Origin of the sequence: Paraburkholderia domus, assembly GCF_905220705.1 — a bacterium.
Classification (GTDB): Bacteria; Pseudomonadota; Gammaproteobacteria; order Burkholderiales; family Burkholderiaceae; genus Paraburkholderia; species Paraburkholderia domus.
This window is the reverse complement of sequence record NZ_CAJNAT010000003.1, coordinates 26,309-41,212: the sequence shown is the minus strand read 5'-3', so window position 1 is coordinate 41,212 and position 14,904 is coordinate 26,309. Positions and strand designations below refer to the sequence as shown.

Genomic DNA, 14,904 nt, shown 5'->3' with positions numbered 1-14,904 from the left:
GCAGGGTGGATTGCGTTGCAAACAGGCACAGACGCAAGCAGGTGCAACCCGGCATAAGCGGGTACTCTGTTTGCATGAAGCGCTTCGTCGCAGCTCAGACGATTTCCGTTCGTAGGCAACGCAATCCAATCTTGGAGTAGACGCAGATGAAAGCGATCGAAATCACCGAATTCGGCGCACCGGACGTCCTCAAGCTGGCTGAGCGGCCGATGCCGCAGCCGAAAGCGGGCGAGGTGCTGATCAAGGTGGCAGCATCGGGCATCAACCGTCCGGACGTGTTCCAGCGCAAGGGCGGCTACGCGCCGCCGCCGGGTGCTTCGGATCTGCCGGGGCTGGAGGTGGCGGGCGAGATCGTCGACGGCGCCATCGACGAGAAGAACAACCCGTTCGGCTTGAAAGTGGGTGACCGCGTGTGTGCGTTGCTCGCCGGTGGCGGTTACGCGGAATACGCGACCGCGCCGCTGTTGCAGTGCTTGCCGGTGCCCGCCGGATTGTCGGACGTCGAGGCGGCTTCGCTGCCGGAAACATTCTTCACGGTGTGGAGCAACGTGTTCGACCGGGCGCAGCTCGGCAAGGGCGAAGGCGCCCCGAACGAGACGCTGCTGGTGCAGGGGGGCTCGAGCGGCATCGGCGTGACGGCGATCCAGATCGCGCACGCGCTGGGTTTTCGCGTGTTCGCCACGGCCGGCTCGGACGAAAAGTGCCGCGCCTGCGAGGCGCTCGGCGCCGAACGTGCGATCAACTACAAAACTGAGGATTTCGTCGAAGTCATCAAGTCGCTGACGAATGATCGCGGTGTCGACGTGATCCTCGACATGGTGGCGGGCAGTTATGTGCCGCGTGAGCTGACCGCATTGGCCGACGGCGGCCGCATCGTGCTGATCGCCTTGCTGGGCGGCGCGAAGGCGGAGCTGAATCTGAATGAAGTGCTGCGTCGCCGTTTGACTGTGACGGGTTCGACGTTGCGCCCCCGGCCGATCGAGTTCAAGGCGAAGATCGCCGCGCAGTTGAAAGAGCGCGTGTGGCCTCACCTCGAAGATGGCCATATCAAGCCGGTGGTGCATCGCGTGTTTCCGGCCGCGCAGGCCGCCGAAGCGCACGCGCTGATGGAAAGCAGCACGCACGTTGGCAAGATCGTATTGACTTGGGGTCAGGACGCTTGACACGGTCGGTTTGACCCGATCCACCCCACGCAGTAAAATTGCGCGTTTTGCGCACGCCGCATGAATCCGAAAGGCGGGCTGTAAGCGCAAGCCAAGTCCGCCGCCAACGAAAGACGAGACGACGAGACGATGTCGAAACAACGAGCCAAGCTGGTAGTCGGTAACTGGAAGATGCACGGGCGCCTCGCCGCGAACACAACGCTGTTGCAAGCAGTGGCGCAAGGCGCGGGCGAATTGCCCGCTGATGTGCGCGTCGGTGTCTGTGTGCCGAGCCCTTATCTCGCGCAGACTCAATCGTTGCTGGAAGGCAGCAAGGTCGTGTGGGGCGTGCAGGACGTCTCGGCGTTCGCACATGGGGCCTATACCGGCGAAGTGGCTGCTCAGATGGTGGTGGATTTCGGTGCCACGCTCGCGATCGTTGGGCACTCGGAGCGCCGCGCTTACCATCGTGAAAGCTCAGAGTTGGTGGCGGTGAAGACGCAGCGGGCGTTGGAAGCAGGTTTGACCCCGATCGTGTGTGTTGGCGAAACGCTCGAAGAGCGTGAAGCGGGTTCGACCGAACAGGTGGTCGGCACGCAACTGGATGAAGTGCTGGCGAAGCTGTCGGTTGAGGACGCGGCACGTATCGTTGTCGCGTATGAACCGGTCTGGGCGATCGGCACTGGCAAGAGCGCGACGTCGGACCAGGCGCAGGCAGTGCATGCGTTCCTGCGTTCGCGTCTGGCAGCAAAAGGCGCGGCGGTGGCGGATGTGCCGTTGTTGTACGGCGGCAGTGTGAAGCCGGAGAACGCGGAAGAATTGTTCCGCGAGCCGGATATCGACGGTGGCCTGATTGGCGGCGCGTCGTTGAAAGACCAGGATTTCCTGGCGATCTGCAAAGCGGCGGCCGCGACGAGCGTCGCCGGTTAAGCAGGGCGCCTCGGCGAGGATGACCCAATCCCGCGCGGCATACTTTGTGTGGCGCGGTTAAATAAAGACTCAGGTGAGTGTGATGCTGTATTTGAAAACATTGATTATCGTCGTTCAGTTGTTGTCGGCACTCGGGGTCATCGGCCTTGTCTTGCTGCAACACGGCAAAGGCGCCGATATGGGCGCTGCATTCGGTAGCGGTGCATCGGGCAGCCTGTTCGGTGCGACCGGTTCGGCAAACTTTTTGTCGCGTACAACGGCAGTCCTCGCAGCCGTGTTTTTTGTAACGACATTGACGCTCACGTACCTCGGTGCGTATCGCGCGAAACCGTCCGCGGGCTTGCTGGGCACGGCTGTGACTGCACCTGTGGCGGCTTCCGCTGCGGCAGCGCCGGCAGGTGGCTCGGCAATATTGCCGGCGTCGGCTGCATCCGTCCCCGCTACAGACGTGCCGAAATAAATTTTCGTTCAAAGTGCTTTTGTGCGTTGAACAAACTGTTTAGACCAGTTACAATCTAAGTCTTGAAGCGATTCGCGGGTTTTATAAGTTGTTTTCCCGGATTGCAGTTAGTGCCGACGTGGTGAAATTGGTAGACACGCTATCTTGAGGGGGTAGTGGCGAAAGCTGTGCGAGTTCGAGTCTCGCCGTCGGCACCAAATGTTATCTAAATGCCAGCCGCTTGCTTCGCTTCGGCTGGCATTTTTACTTCTGACGCGCGGCTTGCGTTGGGCTTGCGGCATGTACGTTGCCGAAGTGATTTCGCGTCAGGAGTGCTATGCTCTTGGCGGCATTCAGAACCAACCGATAGAGGATAGTCTTGAACCTCGCAGCCTATTTCCCCGTCTTGTTGTTCCTCATTGTGGGCACCGGTTTAGGCGTAGCACTGGTCAGCATTGGCAAGATCCTCGGTCCCAATAAGCCCGATACCGAGAAAAACGCACCATACGAGTGCGGCTTCGAAGCATTCGAAGATGCGCGCATGAAGTTCGATGTGCGCTACTACCTCGTCGCCATTCTCTTCATCATTTTCGACCTTGAAACCGCGTTCCTGTTCCCGTGGGGTGTGGCCCTGCGCGACATCGGCTGGCCTGGCTTCATGGCGATGATGATTTTCCTGCTCGAATTCCTGTTGGGCTTCGCCTATATCTGGAAGAAGGGCGGCCTCGACTGGGAATGATGGATTAATCGCCGGTTTGCGTGGGTGGCCAAGGCTTGCCACCCCGTCTGGAGTGGAAAGCAAATGAGTATCGAAGGGGTCTTGAAGGAAGGGTTTGTCACCACTACGGCAGACAAACTGATCAACTGGACGCGCACCGGTTCGTTGTGGCCGATGACGTTCGGTCTCGCGTGCTGCGCGGTAGAGATGATGCATGCGGGCGCTGCCCGTTATGACCTTGACCGTTTCGGCGTGGTGTTTCGTCCGAGTCCGCGTCAGTCGGACGTGATGATCGTCGCCGGCACGCTGTGCAACAAGATGGCGCCGGCTCTGCGCAAGGTCTACGACCAGATGGCCGAGCCGCGCTGGGTGATTTCGATGGGCTCGTGCGCGAACGGCGGCGGCTACTACCACTATTCCTATTCGGTAGTGCGCGGCTGCGATCGGATCGTGCCGGTCGACGTCTATGTGCCGGGTTGCCCGCCTACGGCGGAAGCGCTGGTGTATGGCGTGATCCAGTTGCAGGCCAAGATTCGTCGCACCAACACAATCGCCCGTCAATAAGGCCAACGCCTCCCCCACAATATGGCAAGCAAACTCGAGACCCTGAAAGCGAACCTCGAGGCGGCCTTTGGCGGCCTCCTGTTGAGCACCACCGAGGCAGTCGGTGAGTTGACGATCGTCGTGAAGGCGAGCGATTACATTAACGTGGCAACGCGTCTGCGCGACGACCGCACGCTCGGTTTCGAGCAGTTGATGGATCTGTGCGGCGTCGACTATCAGACCTACGGCGATGGCGCATACGACGGTCCGCGTTTCGCGGCCGTTCTGCATTTGTTGTCGGTGCAGAACAACTGGCGTTTGCGTCTGCGTGTGTTCGCGCCGGACGACGAAGTGCCGATCGTCGCGTCGGTCGTCGATATCTGGAGTTCGGCCAACTGGTACGAGCGCGAAGCATTCGACCTGTACGGCATCGTCTTCGAGGGTCACCCGGACCTGCGCCGCATCCTGACCGACTACGGTTTCATTGGTCACCCGTTCCGTAAAGATTTCCCTGTTTCCGGCTACGTCGAAATGCGTTACGACCCGGAAGAGAAGCGCGTCGTCTATCAGCCTGTGACGATCGAGCCGCGGGAAATCACGCCGCGCGTGATCCGCGAGGATCGCTATGGCGGTCTGAAACACTAAGAGAACGCCATGGCAGAGATCAAGAACTACACGCTCAACTTCGGTCCTCAGCACCCGGCTGCGCACGGTGTGCTGCGCCTCGTGCTCGAACTCGACGGCGAAGTCATCCAGCGCGCCGATCCGCACATCGGCCTCCTGCATCGCGCGACTGAAAAGCTCGCGGAAACCAAAACCTTCATCCAGTCCGTGCCGTACATGGACCGTCTCGACTACGTGTCGATGATGGTCAACGAGCACGGCTACGTGATGGCGATTGAAAAGCTGCTCGGCATCGAAGTGCCGATTCGCGCGCAGTACATCCGCGTCATGTTCGACGAAGTCACGCGGGTGCTGAACCACCTGATGTGGATCGGCGCACACGCGCTCGACGTGGGCGCGATGGCGGTGTTTCTGTATGCGTTCCGTGAGCGCGAAGACCTGATGGACGTGTACGAGGCGGTGTCCGGTGCACGGATGCACGCGGCCTACTACCGTCCGGGTGGCGTGTACCGCGATCTGCCTGACGCAATGCCGCAATACAAAGCGTCGAAGATCCGCAATGCGAAGGCGTTGTCGAGGATGAACGAAAACCGTCAAGGTTCGCTGCTCGACTTCATCGACGATTTCTTTACGCGTTTCCCCAAGTGCGTCGACGAATACGAAACGCTGCTCACCGACAACCGGATCTGGAAGCAACGTCTGGTCGGTATCGGCGTGGTGAGCCCGGAACGGGCGCTGAACCTCGGTATGACCGGCGCGATGCTGCGCGGCTCGGGTATCGAGTGGGATCTGCGCAAGAAGCAGCCGTACGAAGTTTACGACAAGATGGATTTCGACATTCCGGTCGGCGTTAATGGCGATTGTTATGACCGGTATCTGGTTCGCGTCGAAGAAATGCGCCAGTCCACGCGGATTGTGAAACAGTGCATTGAGTGGCTGCGTAAGAATCCTGGTCCGGTGATGGTCGACAATCACAAGGTTGCGCCGCCGTCGCGTGTCGGCATGAAGTCGAACATGGAAGACTTGATTCACCACTTCAAGCTCTTCACGGAAGGCTTCCACGTACCGGAAGGCGAAGCGTATGCGGCGGTCGAACATCCGAAGGGCGAGTTCGGTATCTATCTGATCTCGGACGGCGCGAACAAGCCGTATCGCCTGAAGATTCGCGCGCCGGGCTATGCGCACCTGTCCACGCTCGATGAAATGGCGCGTGGTCACATGATCGCCGACGCTGTGACGATCATCGGTACGCAGGACATCGTGTTCGGCGAAGTGGATCGCTAGGACGTATTCATCGGCGCGCGTCTTCAGGTTGCACCGAAGCACGCGTCAAGCAAAGGAACGCCGGGTCTGTCGCAGCATGATGTGAGCGACGGGTTTTCGTTCGGTAGGAATTGAAAGAGTCGTGTCTGAAAATGATCTCAGCTGAAGGCCTGAAAGAAATCGATCGTGCGATCGCGAAGTATCCCGCCGATCAGAAACAGTCCGCCGTCATGTCGGCGTTGACCACTGCTCAGGAAGAGCATGGTTGGCTGTCGCCCGAACTCATGCAGTTCGTTGCGGACTATCTCGGCATGCCGGCGGTCGCCGTGCAGGAGGTGGCTACCTTCTACACGATGTACGAGACCTCGCCGGTCGGCAAATACAAGATCACGCTCTGCACGAATCTGCCGTGCCAGCTCGGCCCGGAGGGCGGCTCAGACAGCGCCGCTGAATATCTGAAGCAGAAGCTCGGCATCGGCTTCGGCGAAACCACGGCTGACGGCAAGTTCACCTTGAAAGAAGGTGAGTGCATGGGCTCGTGCGGCGATGCGCCGGTGATGCTGGTGAACAACCATCGCATGTGCAGCTTCATGAGCCGCGCGAAGATCGACCAGCTGCTTGAGGAACTTTCGAAATGACGTCTTTACACGATCGTCACATCAAACCGCTGATTCTTGCCGGCCTGAACGGCGATAACTGGCATCTCGAAGACTATGTGGCGCGCGGCGGTTACGCCCAGCTGCGCCGCATTCTGGAAGAAAAGATTCCGCCTGAGCAGGTGATCGCCGACGTCAAGGCTTCGGGTCTGCGCGGCCGTGGCGGTGCGGGCTTTCCGACCGGACTGAAGTGGAGCTTCATGCCGCGTCAGTTCCCGGGGCAGAAGTATCTCGTCTGCAATTCGGACGAAGGCGAACCGGGCACGTTCAAAGACCGCGACATCCTGCGCTTCAATCCGCACTCGCTGATTGAAGGCATGGCCATCGGCGCGTACGCGATGGGCATCACGGTCGGCTACAACTATATTCACGGCGAGATCTGGGAAGTCTACAAACGCTTTGAGCAGGCGTTGGAAGAAGCCCGTCGCGCCGGGTTCCTTGGCGACAACATCATGGGTTCGGGCTTCTCGTTCGAGCTGCATGCGCACCACGGTTACGGCGCCTACATTTGCGGCGAAGAGACTGCGCTGCTCGAATCGCTCGAAGGCAAGAAAGGCCAGCCGCGCTTCAAGCCGCCGTTCCCGGCGAGCTTCGGCGTGTATGGCAAGCCGACCACGATCAACAATACCGAGACGTTCGCTGCGGTGCCGTTCCTGCTCGCGATCGGTCCGCAGAATTACCTGGAAATCGGCAAGCCGAACAACGGCGGCACGAAGATCTTTTCGGTCGCGGGCGACGTTGAACGTCCGGGCAACTATGAAATTCCGCTCGGCACACCGTTCGCGACGCTGATGGAACTGGCCGGCGGCATGCGCGGCGGCAAGAAGATCAAGGCCGTGATTCCTGGCGGGTCGTCGGCACCGGTGATCCCGGGCGACATGATGATGCAGACGGACATGGACTACGACGCGATCGCCAAGGCGGGCTCGATGCTCGGTTCCGGCGCGGTCATCGTGATGGACGAGACGCGTTGCATGGTGCGTTCGCTGCTGCGTCTGTCGTATTTCTATTACGAAGAGTCGTGCGGTCAGTGCACACCGTGCCGCGAAGGCACCGGCTGGCTGTATCGCGTCGTGCATCGTATCGAACACGGGCTCGGCCGTCCGGAAGATCTGGATCTGCTGAACTCGGTCGCTGAGAACATCATGGGCCGCACGATTTGCGCGCTCGGCGATGCAGCGGCCATGCCGGTTCGCGGCATGCTCAAGCACTACTGGGACGAATTCGAATATCACGTGGCGCACAAGCATTGCCTCGTCGGCGGTCACGCCGGTGCGGCAGCGGCGTCGGAAACAGTGGCTGCCTGAGTACGCTGAATAGCGCACCAGAACACATCATCCGCGGGATTCATCGCCTGAAACGGGCGATGAACAGGGCGAACGATTGAGCGGTAACAGGTTAAGGAAGATTGACCATCATGGTTGAACTTGAAATAGACGGCAAGAAAGTAGAGGTGCCTGAAGGCAGCATGGTGATCCAGGCTGCGCATAAGGTCGACACGTACATTCCTCACTTCTGCTATCACAAGAAGCTGTCGATTGCGGCCAACTGCCGGATGTGTCTGGTCGATGTCGAAAAGATGCCGAAGGCCGTGCCTGCATGCGCCACGCCGGTGTCAGCGGGCATGATCGTGCGCACCAAGTCCGAGAAAGCGGTGAAGGGCCAGCAAGCCGTGATGGAGTTCCTGCTGATCAACCACCCGCTGGATTGCCCGATCTGCGATCAGGGCGGTGAGTGTCAGTTGCAGGATCTGGCCGTGGGCTACGGCAAGTCGGCATCGCGCTATAGCGAAGAAAAGCGCGTCGTGTTCCACAAGAACGTCGGCCCGCTGATCTCGATGGAAGAAATGTCGCGTTGCATTCACTGCACGCGCTGCGTCCGTTTCGGCCAGGAAGTGGCCGGCGTGATGGAACTCGGCATGCTGGGCCGCGGTGAACATTCGGAAATCACGTCCTTCGTCGGCAAGACGGTTGACTCCGAACTGTCGGGCAACATGATCGATCTGTGCCCGGTTGGCGCATTGACCAGCAAGCCGTTCCGTTACAGCGCCCGCACGTGGGAACTGTCGCGCCGCAAGTCGGTGAGCCCGCACGATTCCGTCGGCGCGAACCTTGTGGTGCAAGTCAAGAACAACCGCGTGATGCGTGTTCTGCCGTTCGAAAACGAATCCATCAACGAATGCTGGATTTCGGACAAGGACCGCTTCTCGTACGAAGCCCTGAATAGCCCGGAACGTCTCACGCTGCCGATGCTCAGGCAAGGCGGCAAGTGGGTCGAGACCGACTGGCAAACCGCGCTCGAATATGTGGTCAAGGGTCTGAAGGGCATCAAGGGCGACCACGGCGCGAACGCGCTGGCCGTTCTCGGTAGCGCCCACAGCACCGTCGAAGAACTGTTCCTGTTGAAGCAGCTGGCGCAAGCGGTCGGTACGCCTAACGTCGACTTCCGTCTGCGTCAGTCGGATTTCTCCGCACCCGTCAACGGCGCGCCGTGGCTCGGCACGACGATCGCCGATCTGTCGAACGTGGATTCGGCGCTCGTGATCGGTTCGGATCTGCGCCGCGATCATCCGCTGTTCGCCGCGCGTCTGCGTCAAGCCGCCAAGAGCGGCACGAAGCTCACGCTCGTGCAAGCCACCAACGACGACGCGATGATCCCGCAAGCGCAGCGTGTCGTTGCCGCGCCGTCGGCATGGCTCGACGCGCTGGCCGGCATCGCCGGCGCGGTTTCGGAAGCAAACGGCGTGGCACTGCCGGAAGCCTTCGCCGGCACGCAGCCGACGGACGCCAACAAACAAGTCGCGAAGTCGCTCGCTACCGGCGAACACCGCTTGGTGTTGCTCGGCAACGGCGCGGTCCGTCATCCGGACTTCGCAGCGATTCACGCCGCGGCGCAATGGATCGCAGACGCGACCGGTGCAACGCTGGGTTTCCTCACGGAAGCCGCCAACACGGTTGGCGCGCATCTTGTGAACGCATTGCCGGGCGAAGGTGGTTTGAACGCTCGCGAAGTGTTCGAGCAACCGCGCAAGGGCTATGTGTTGCTGAACGTCGAACCTGAATTCGACACGGCCAATCCGGCGCAGGCTTTGGCCGCGCTGAAGCAGGCTGAAATGGTCGTCGTGATGTCGCCGTTCCAGATGGGCGCTGAATACGCTGACGTCCTGCTACCGATTGCGCCGTTCACGGAAACGGCCGGCACGTTCGTCAATGCCGAAGGTACCGTGCAGACGTTCAACGGCGTCGTGCGCCCGCTCGGCGACACGCGTCCGGCATGGAAGGTCTTGCGTGTGTTGGGTAGCCTGCTGGGCGTGCCGGGCTTCGAATTCGACACTTCAGAAGAAGTGCGCACGGCAGCGCTTGGCGACGGCGAGATCAAGTCGCGTCTGTCGAACAAGACGGGTGCCACGGTTGCACGCGGCAAGGCAGCGGAAGGCAAGTTCGAGCGTATCGCCGACGTGCCGATCTATCATGCTGACGCGCTGGTGCGTCGCGCGGAGTCGCTGCATCTGACGGCAGCGGCGCGCGCAGCGAATTCGGCCGGTCTGCCGGCTGCGCTGTTCGACAAACTGGGTTTGAAGGAAGGCGACGCAGTGCGCGTACGCCAGGGCGAGCAATCGGTGCAGTTGCCGGCCGTGCGCGACGCGAATCTTGCGGAGACGGTCGTCCGCGTATCGGCAGCTACACCTGCCGGTGCAGCGCTGGGCAGCCTGTTCGGTGAACTGGTGGTGGAGAAGGCGTAAATGAGCTTGTTCGATACGATCAACTCGGGCGGCACCCAGCTTCTCGGTGTGGCATGGCCCACGGTGTGGGCACTGGTGCGCATCCTGGTGGTGGCCGTCGTGATCCTGCTGTGCGTGGCTTACCTGATTCTGTGGGAGCGTAAGCTGATCGGCTGGATGCACGTGCGTCTCGGCCCGAACCGCGTCGGCCCGGCAGGTTTGCTGCAGCCGATCGCCGACGTGCTGAAGCTGTTGCTGAAAGAAGTGATTCAGCCGGCTCAGGCAAGCCGCTGGATCTACATGATCGCGCCGATCATGGTGGTGGTGCCGGCCTTCGCGGTCTGGGCGGTGATTCCGTTTCAGGCTGGCGCGGTGCTCGGCGACATCAACGCGGGTCTCTTGTATGCGATCGCGATTTCGTCAGTCGGCGTGTACGGCGTGATCCTGGCCGGCTGGGCGTCGAACTCGAAGTACGCGTTCCTCGGTGCCATGCGCGCGGCCGCTCAAATGGTGTCGTACGAAATTTCGATGGGCTTCGCTCTCGTCGTCGTGCTGATGACCTCGGGCAGCCTGAATCTGTCGGACATCGTGACGTCGCAGGAGCGCGGCATTTTTGCCGGCTACGGCTTGAACTTCTTGTCGTGGAACTGGCTGCCGCTCTTGCCAATGTTTGTCGTGTACTTCATCTCGGGCATCGCCGAAACGAACCGTCACCCGTTCGACGTGGTGGAAGGCGAGTCGGAAATCGTCGCGGGCCACATGATCGATTACTCGGGGATGGCGTTTGCGCTGTTCTTCCTCGCCGAGTACATCAACATGATCGTGATCTCGGCATTGGCTGCAACACTGTTCCTCGGCGGCTGGAGCGCACCGTTCGGCTTCCTGTCGTTTGTCCCGGGCATCGTTTGGCTCGTCGCCAAGGTTTTCTTGCTGCTGTCGGTATTCATCTGGGCGCGTGCCACGTTCCCGCGCTATCGCTATGACCAGATCATGCGTCTGGGCTGGAAGATTTTCATTCCGGTTTGCGTGGTGTGGCTCATCGTGGTCGGCTTCTGGATCATGTCGCCGTTGAATATCTGGAAATAAAGGGCGGATGAACCCATGACCGCAATCCAAAACTTTTTCAAGACCTTCTTCCTGACGGAGCTGCTCAAAGGCCTCGCGCTGACCGGACGTTACACGTTCCAGCGCAAGGTGACCGTGCAGTTCCCGGAAGAGAAGACCCCGATTTCGCCGCGTTTCCGCGGTCTGCATGCGCTGCGCCGCTATGAAAATGGCGAAGAGCGCTGCATCGCCTGCAAGCTGTGCGAAGCGGTGTGCCCGGCGCTCGCCATCACGATCGAATCGGAAACCCGTGCGGACAACACGCGCCGCACGACGCGTTACGACATCGACCTGACCAAGTGCATCTTCTGCGGTTTCTGCGAAGAGAGCTGCCCGGTCGATTCGATCGTCGAGACGCACATTCTCGAATATCACGGCGAAAAGCGCGGCGACCTGTATTTCACGAAGGACATGCTGCTGGCCGTGGGCGATCGCTACGAAGCAGAGATCGCTGCGAGCAAGGCAGCCGACGCACCGTATCGTTGAAGCGCTTCAGTTGAAGCAGTAAATGCAGCAGTAACACGGCCTGTTGTCGGGCCGAGCGCCGCGGCCTGACCGCCGCGGCACGGCGCACCTGTGCGGTTGTTTCGGCGGTTTCGGCCGCTTTTACCCGCCACACGTGCCAAAGAACAATGCCTGACGATGGCCTAACGATGAACCGGTAATCATGGAATTCACGACCGTACTGTTCTACATCTTCGCGCTACTCCTGGTGGTTTCAGGGCTGAAGGTGATCACCTCGCGCAACCCGGTTTCGTCCGCACTGTTTCTGGTGCTGGCGTTCTTCAACGCAGCCGCGATCTGGATGCTGCTGGAGGCCGAGTTCCTCGCAATCCTGCTGGTGCTGGTGTACGTCGGCGCGGTGATGGTGCTGTTCCTGTTCGTCGTGATGATGCTGGACATCAATATCGACGTGCTGCGCAAAGACTTCAAACGCTTCGTGCCGATGGCCACGCTGGTGGGCGCGATTATCGTGATCGAGACCGCGCTGATCCTGTGGCACGGCTACGGCGCGACTGCCACGGCGCTGCGCGACAACGCTGCAGCGAACGGCATGGCCGGCTGGTCGAACACTCGCGTGATCGGCAAGATCATCTACACCGACTACATCTTCGCATTTGAAGTCGCCGGCCTTGTGCTGCTGGTGGCGATCATCGCGGCGATTGCGCTGACCACGAGTCACAAGAAAGATAGCAAGCGCCAGAACATCAGCGAACAGGTCAAGGTGCGTGCTCAGGACCGCGTGCGCATCGTGAAGATGGCATCTGAAAAGACCGCGGCAACTGTCGCGGCGGAAGAAGCCGCGGCAGCGGCAGCAGCGGCCGACTCGGCACCCGCTAAGAACAGCTGAGCGGACAGGAGATAGAAATCATGTTGACCCTTGCACATTACCTTGTCCTCGGCGCGATCCTGTTTGCGATCAGCATCGTCGGCATTTTCCTGAACCGCCGCAACGTCATCATCATCCTGATGGCGATCGAACTGATGCTGCTGGCGGTGAACACCAATTTCGTCGCGTTCTCGCATTATCTCGGCGACGTGCATGGTCAGATCTTCGTCTTCTTCGTGCTGACAGTAGCAGCAGCTGAAGCGGCGATCGGACTCGCAATTCTGGTGACCCTGTTCCGTAGCCTCGACACGATCAATGTCGAGGACCTCGATCAGCTCAAAGGTTAATTTCAGGTAAAGCGGTTATGTCAACGACACTCAATGAAAACCTGCTGCTGGCAATCCCGCTGGCACCGCTGGCCGGCTCCCTGATTGCGGGGCTGTTCGGGAAAGCGGTAGGGCGAGCCGGTGCGCACTCGGTCACGATCCTCGGCGTCGCGATCTCTTTCATCCTCTCGGCCATTGTCTTTTTCGATGTGCTGAACGGCGCGAGCTTCAACGCGACCGTTTATGAATGGATGACGATCGGCAAGACGAAGTTCGAGATCGGCTTCCTGGTCGACTCGCTGACGGCGATGATGATGTGCGTGGTGACCTTCGTGTCGCTCATGGTGCACATCTACACGATCGGCTACATGGCCGACGACGACGGCTACCAGCGCTTCTTCTCGTACATCGCGCTGTTCACCTTCTCGATGCTGATGCTCGTGATGAGCAACAACTTCCTGCAGCTGTTCTTCGGCTGGGAAGCGGTGGGTCTGGTGTCGTACCTGCTGATCGGCTTCTACTTCACCCGTGAGAGCGCGATCTACGCGAACATGAAAGCGTTCATCGTGAACCGCATCGGCGACTTCGGGTTTCTGCTCGGCATCGGCCTGCTGTTCGCTTTCGCCGGTTCGATGAACTACGGCGACGTCTTCGCGAAGCGCACCGAACTCGCGGCATTAAGCTTCCCGGGCACGGACTGGGGCCTGCTGACGGTCGCCTGCATTTGCCTCTTCATCGGCGCAATGGGTAAGTCGGCGCAGTTCCCGCTGCACGTCTGGCTGCCGGATTCGATGGAAGGTCCGACGCCGATCTCCGCGCTGATTCACGCGGCAACCATGGTGACGGCCGGTATCTTCATGGTCGCGCGTATGTCGCCGCTGTTCGAGCTGTCGGACACGGCGCTGTCGTTCGTGATGGTGATCGGTGCGATCACGGCGCTGTTCATGGGTTTCCTCGGAATCGTCCAGAACGACATCAAGCGCGTGGTGGCTTACTCGACGCTGTCGCAACTCGGTTACATGACGGTTGCGCTCGGCGCATCAGCATACTCGGTCGCCATTTTCCACTTGATGACGCACGCGTTCTTCAAGGCGTTGCTGTTCCTCGGCGCGGGTTCCGTGATTATCGGCATGCACCACGATCAGGACATCCGCAACATGGGCGGCCTGCGCAAGTACATGCCGATCACATGGATTACGTCACTGGTCGGTTCGTTGGCGCTGATTGGTACGCCGTTCTTCTCAGGCTTCTATTCGAAAGATTCGATCATCGACGCAGTGAAGCTGTCGCATCTGCCGGGGTCGGGTTTCGCATACTTCGCGGTCGTGGCGAGCGTGTTCGTCACTGCGCTGTATTCGTTCCGTATGTACTTCCTGGTGTTCCACGGCAAGGAGCGCTTCCGCGATCCTAAGCATCCGGAGTCGCCGATGGGCATCGAAGCGGCTGCGCATGCGCATGACGGTCACGGCCATGACGCACACGGCCATGGTCACGACGACCACGCACACGAGCCGCACGAAACGCCGTGGGTGGTGTGGCTGCCGCTGGTGCTGCTGGCGATCCCGTCGGTGGTGATCGGCGCGATCGGTGTCGGTCCGATGCTGTTCGGCGACTTCTTCCAGCACGGTGTGGCGTTCGACAAGGTGATCTTCATCGGCGAAAACCATCCGGCGCTGCATGAGATGACTGAAGAGTTCCAGGGCTGGGCGTCGATGGGTCTGCACTCCGTCTCCGGTTTGCCGGTCTGGCTGGCGCTCGCGGGCGTGGTGACGGCGTGGTTCCTGTATCTGGTTCGTCCTGATCTGCCGGCTGTCATCAAACGCGCATTCGGTCCGATCTACACGCTGCTCGACAACAAGTACTACATGGACAAGATCAACGAAGTCGTGTTCGCGCGGGGCGCCGTGGCAATTGGCCGTGGTCTCTGGAAGGAAGGCGACGTCGTGGTTATCGACGGCATCGTCAACGGCAGCGCACGCTTTATCGGCTGGTTTGCCGGCGTGATCCGCTTCCTCCAATCCGGCTACATCTACCACTACGCGTTCGCCATGATTATCGGCATGTTGGGGCTCCTGACCCTGTTTGTAACGCTCGGCGGCAAATAAGGC

Annotated in this window: 15 protein-coding genes and 1 tRNA gene; all 16 read left to right on the top strand. The window is 60.2% G+C overall.

From position 1 onward, the window contains the following. Positions 1–146: 146 nt before the first annotated feature. The 16 genes from KHO31_RS08025 (at position 147) to nuoL (ending at position 14,901) form a co-directional block, all read left to right on the top strand. Positions 147–1,163 carry an NAD(P)H-quinone oxidoreductase gene (locus KHO31_RS08025; protein ID WP_201075137.1) on the top strand — a complete coding sequence of 339 codons (1,017 nt, stop codon included), beginning with the start codon at positions 147–149 and terminating at the stop codon, positions 1,161–1,163. A 129-nt stretch (positions 1,164–1,292) separates the two neighbouring features. Next, positions 1,293–2,072, top strand: coding sequence for a triose-phosphate isomerase (gene tpiA / locus KHO31_RS08020; RefSeq protein WP_201075138.1), 780 nt, complete (start codon positions 1,293–1,295; stop codon positions 2,070–2,072). An 82-nt stretch (positions 2,073–2,154) separates the two neighbouring features. Then, positions 2,155–2,532, top strand: a complete 378-nt coding sequence (gene secG / locus KHO31_RS08015) for a preprotein translocase subunit SecG (protein WP_211623017.1) — start codon at positions 2,155–2,157, stop codon at positions 2,530–2,532. A 112-nt stretch (positions 2,533–2,644) separates the two neighbouring features. Then, positions 2,645–2,729 (top strand) — tRNA-Leu (locus KHO31_RS08010). Positions 2,730–2,890: 161 nt separating this feature from the next. Beyond that, entirely contained in the window at positions 2,891–3,250 is a 360-nt protein-coding gene (locus tag KHO31_RS08005; protein ID WP_007175615.1) for an NADH-quinone oxidoreductase subunit A, read from the top strand. A 63-nt stretch (positions 3,251–3,313) separates the two neighbouring features. Then, entirely contained in the window at positions 3,314–3,793 is a 480-nt protein-coding gene (locus KHO31_RS08000) for a NuoB/complex I 20 kDa subunit family protein (protein ID WP_006052903.1), read from the top strand. Positions 3,794–3,814: 21 nt separating this feature from the next. Further along, positions 3,815–4,417, top strand: a complete 603-nt coding sequence (locus tag KHO31_RS07995) for an NADH-quinone oxidoreductase subunit C (protein ID WP_201075139.1) — start codon at positions 3,815–3,817, stop codon at positions 4,415–4,417. Positions 4,418–4,426: 9 nt separating this feature from the next. Continuing rightward, positions 4,427–5,680 (top strand): NADH-quinone oxidoreductase subunit D, encoded by a 1,254-nt coding sequence (locus tag KHO31_RS07990; protein WP_097391877.1) that lies wholly within the window; start codon positions 4,427–4,429, stop codon positions 5,678–5,680. Positions 5,681–5,811: 131 nt separating this feature from the next. Continuing rightward, positions 5,812–6,297, top strand: a complete 486-nt coding sequence (nuoE, locus tag KHO31_RS07985; RefSeq protein ID WP_201075140.1) for an NADH-quinone oxidoreductase subunit NuoE — start codon at positions 5,812–5,814, stop codon at positions 6,295–6,297. Beyond that, a complete protein-coding gene (gene nuoF, locus KHO31_RS07980; protein ID WP_201075141.1) occupies positions 6,294–7,622 on the top strand; it encodes an NADH-quinone oxidoreductase subunit NuoF in 1,329 nt (442 codons plus the stop codon). The genes nuoE and nuoF overlap by 4 nt, the downstream gene beginning before the upstream one ends. A 110-nt stretch (positions 7,623–7,732) precedes the next feature. Beyond that, a complete protein-coding gene (gene nuoG, locus KHO31_RS07975; RefSeq protein ID WP_201084892.1) occupies positions 7,733–10,057 on the top strand; it encodes an NADH-quinone oxidoreductase subunit NuoG in 2,325 nt (774 codons plus the stop codon). Beyond that, positions 10,058–11,122 carry an NADH-quinone oxidoreductase subunit NuoH gene (gene nuoH / locus KHO31_RS07970; RefSeq protein ID WP_172168824.1) on the top strand — a complete coding sequence of 355 codons (1,065 nt, stop codon included), beginning with the start codon at positions 10,058–10,060 and terminating at the stop codon, positions 11,120–11,122. A gap of 15 nt (positions 11,123–11,137) precedes the next feature. Further along, positions 11,138–11,626, top strand: a complete 489-nt coding sequence (gene nuoI, locus KHO31_RS07965; protein WP_054034957.1) for an NADH-quinone oxidoreductase subunit NuoI — start codon at positions 11,138–11,140, stop codon at positions 11,624–11,626. A gap of 181 nt (positions 11,627–11,807) precedes the next feature. Beyond that, the gene (locus tag KHO31_RS07960) at positions 11,808–12,491 is read left to right on the top strand and encodes an NADH-quinone oxidoreductase subunit J (protein ID WP_211623015.1); all 684 of its coding nucleotides are present in this window, start codon (positions 11,808–11,810) and stop codon (positions 12,489–12,491) included. 20 nt (positions 12,492–12,511) lie between these two features. After that, on the top strand, positions 12,512–12,817 hold the full coding sequence (nuoK, locus tag KHO31_RS07955; protein WP_006052894.1) for an NADH-quinone oxidoreductase subunit NuoK: 306 nt from the start codon (positions 12,512–12,514) through the stop codon (positions 12,815–12,817). 17 nt (positions 12,818–12,834) lie between these two features. Continuing rightward, positions 12,835–14,901, top strand: a complete 2,067-nt coding sequence (nuoL, locus tag KHO31_RS07950) for an NADH-quinone oxidoreductase subunit L (protein WP_201075150.1) — start codon at positions 12,835–12,837, stop codon at positions 14,899–14,901. The last annotated feature ends 3 nt before the right edge of the window (positions 14,902–14,904 follow it).

Excerpts from the sequence above, each read along its gene's own strand:
- KHO31_RS08025 (WP_201075137.1), top strand. The coding sequence starts at position 147 with ATGAAAGCGATCGAAATCACCGAATTCGGCGCACCGGACGTCCTCAAG.
- tpiA (WP_201075138.1), top strand. The coding sequence starts at position 1,293 with ATGTCGAAACAACGAGCCAAGCTGGTAGTCGGTAACTGGAAGATGCAC.
- secG (WP_211623017.1), top strand. The coding sequence starts at position 2,155 with ATGCTGTATTTGAAAACATTGATTATCGTCGTTCAGTTGTTGTCGGCA.
- KHO31_RS08000 (WP_006052903.1), top strand. The coding sequence starts at position 3,314 with ATGAGTATCGAAGGGGTCTTGAAGGAAGGGTTTGTCACCACTACGGCA.
- KHO31_RS07995 (WP_201075139.1), top strand. The coding sequence starts at position 3,815 with ATGGCAAGCAAACTCGAGACCCTGAAAGCGAACCTCGAGGCGGCCTTT.
- KHO31_RS07990 (WP_097391877.1), top strand. The coding sequence starts at position 4,427 with ATGGCAGAGATCAAGAACTACACGCTCAACTTCGGTCCTCAGCACCCG.
- nuoE (WP_201075140.1), top strand. The coding sequence starts at position 5,812 with ATGATCTCAGCTGAAGGCCTGAAAGAAATCGATCGTGCGATCGCGAAG.
- nuoF (WP_201075141.1), top strand. The coding sequence starts at position 6,294 with ATGACGTCTTTACACGATCGTCACATCAAACCGCTGATTCTTGCCGGC.
- nuoG (WP_201084892.1), top strand. The coding sequence starts at position 7,733 with ATGGTTGAACTTGAAATAGACGGCAAGAAAGTAGAGGTGCCTGAAGGC.
- nuoH (WP_172168824.1), top strand. The coding sequence starts at position 10,058 with ATGAGCTTGTTCGATACGATCAACTCGGGCGGCACCCAGCTTCTCGGT.
- nuoI (WP_054034957.1), top strand. The coding sequence starts at position 11,138 with ATGACCGCAATCCAAAACTTTTTCAAGACCTTCTTCCTGACGGAGCTG.
- KHO31_RS07960 (WP_211623015.1), top strand. The coding sequence starts at position 11,808 with ATGGAATTCACGACCGTACTGTTCTACATCTTCGCGCTACTCCTGGTG.
- nuoK (WP_006052894.1), top strand. The coding sequence starts at position 12,512 with ATGTTGACCCTTGCACATTACCTTGTCCTCGGCGCGATCCTGTTTGCG.
- nuoL (WP_201075150.1), top strand. The coding sequence starts at position 12,835 with ATGTCAACGACACTCAATGAAAACCTGCTGCTGGCAATCCCGCTGGCA.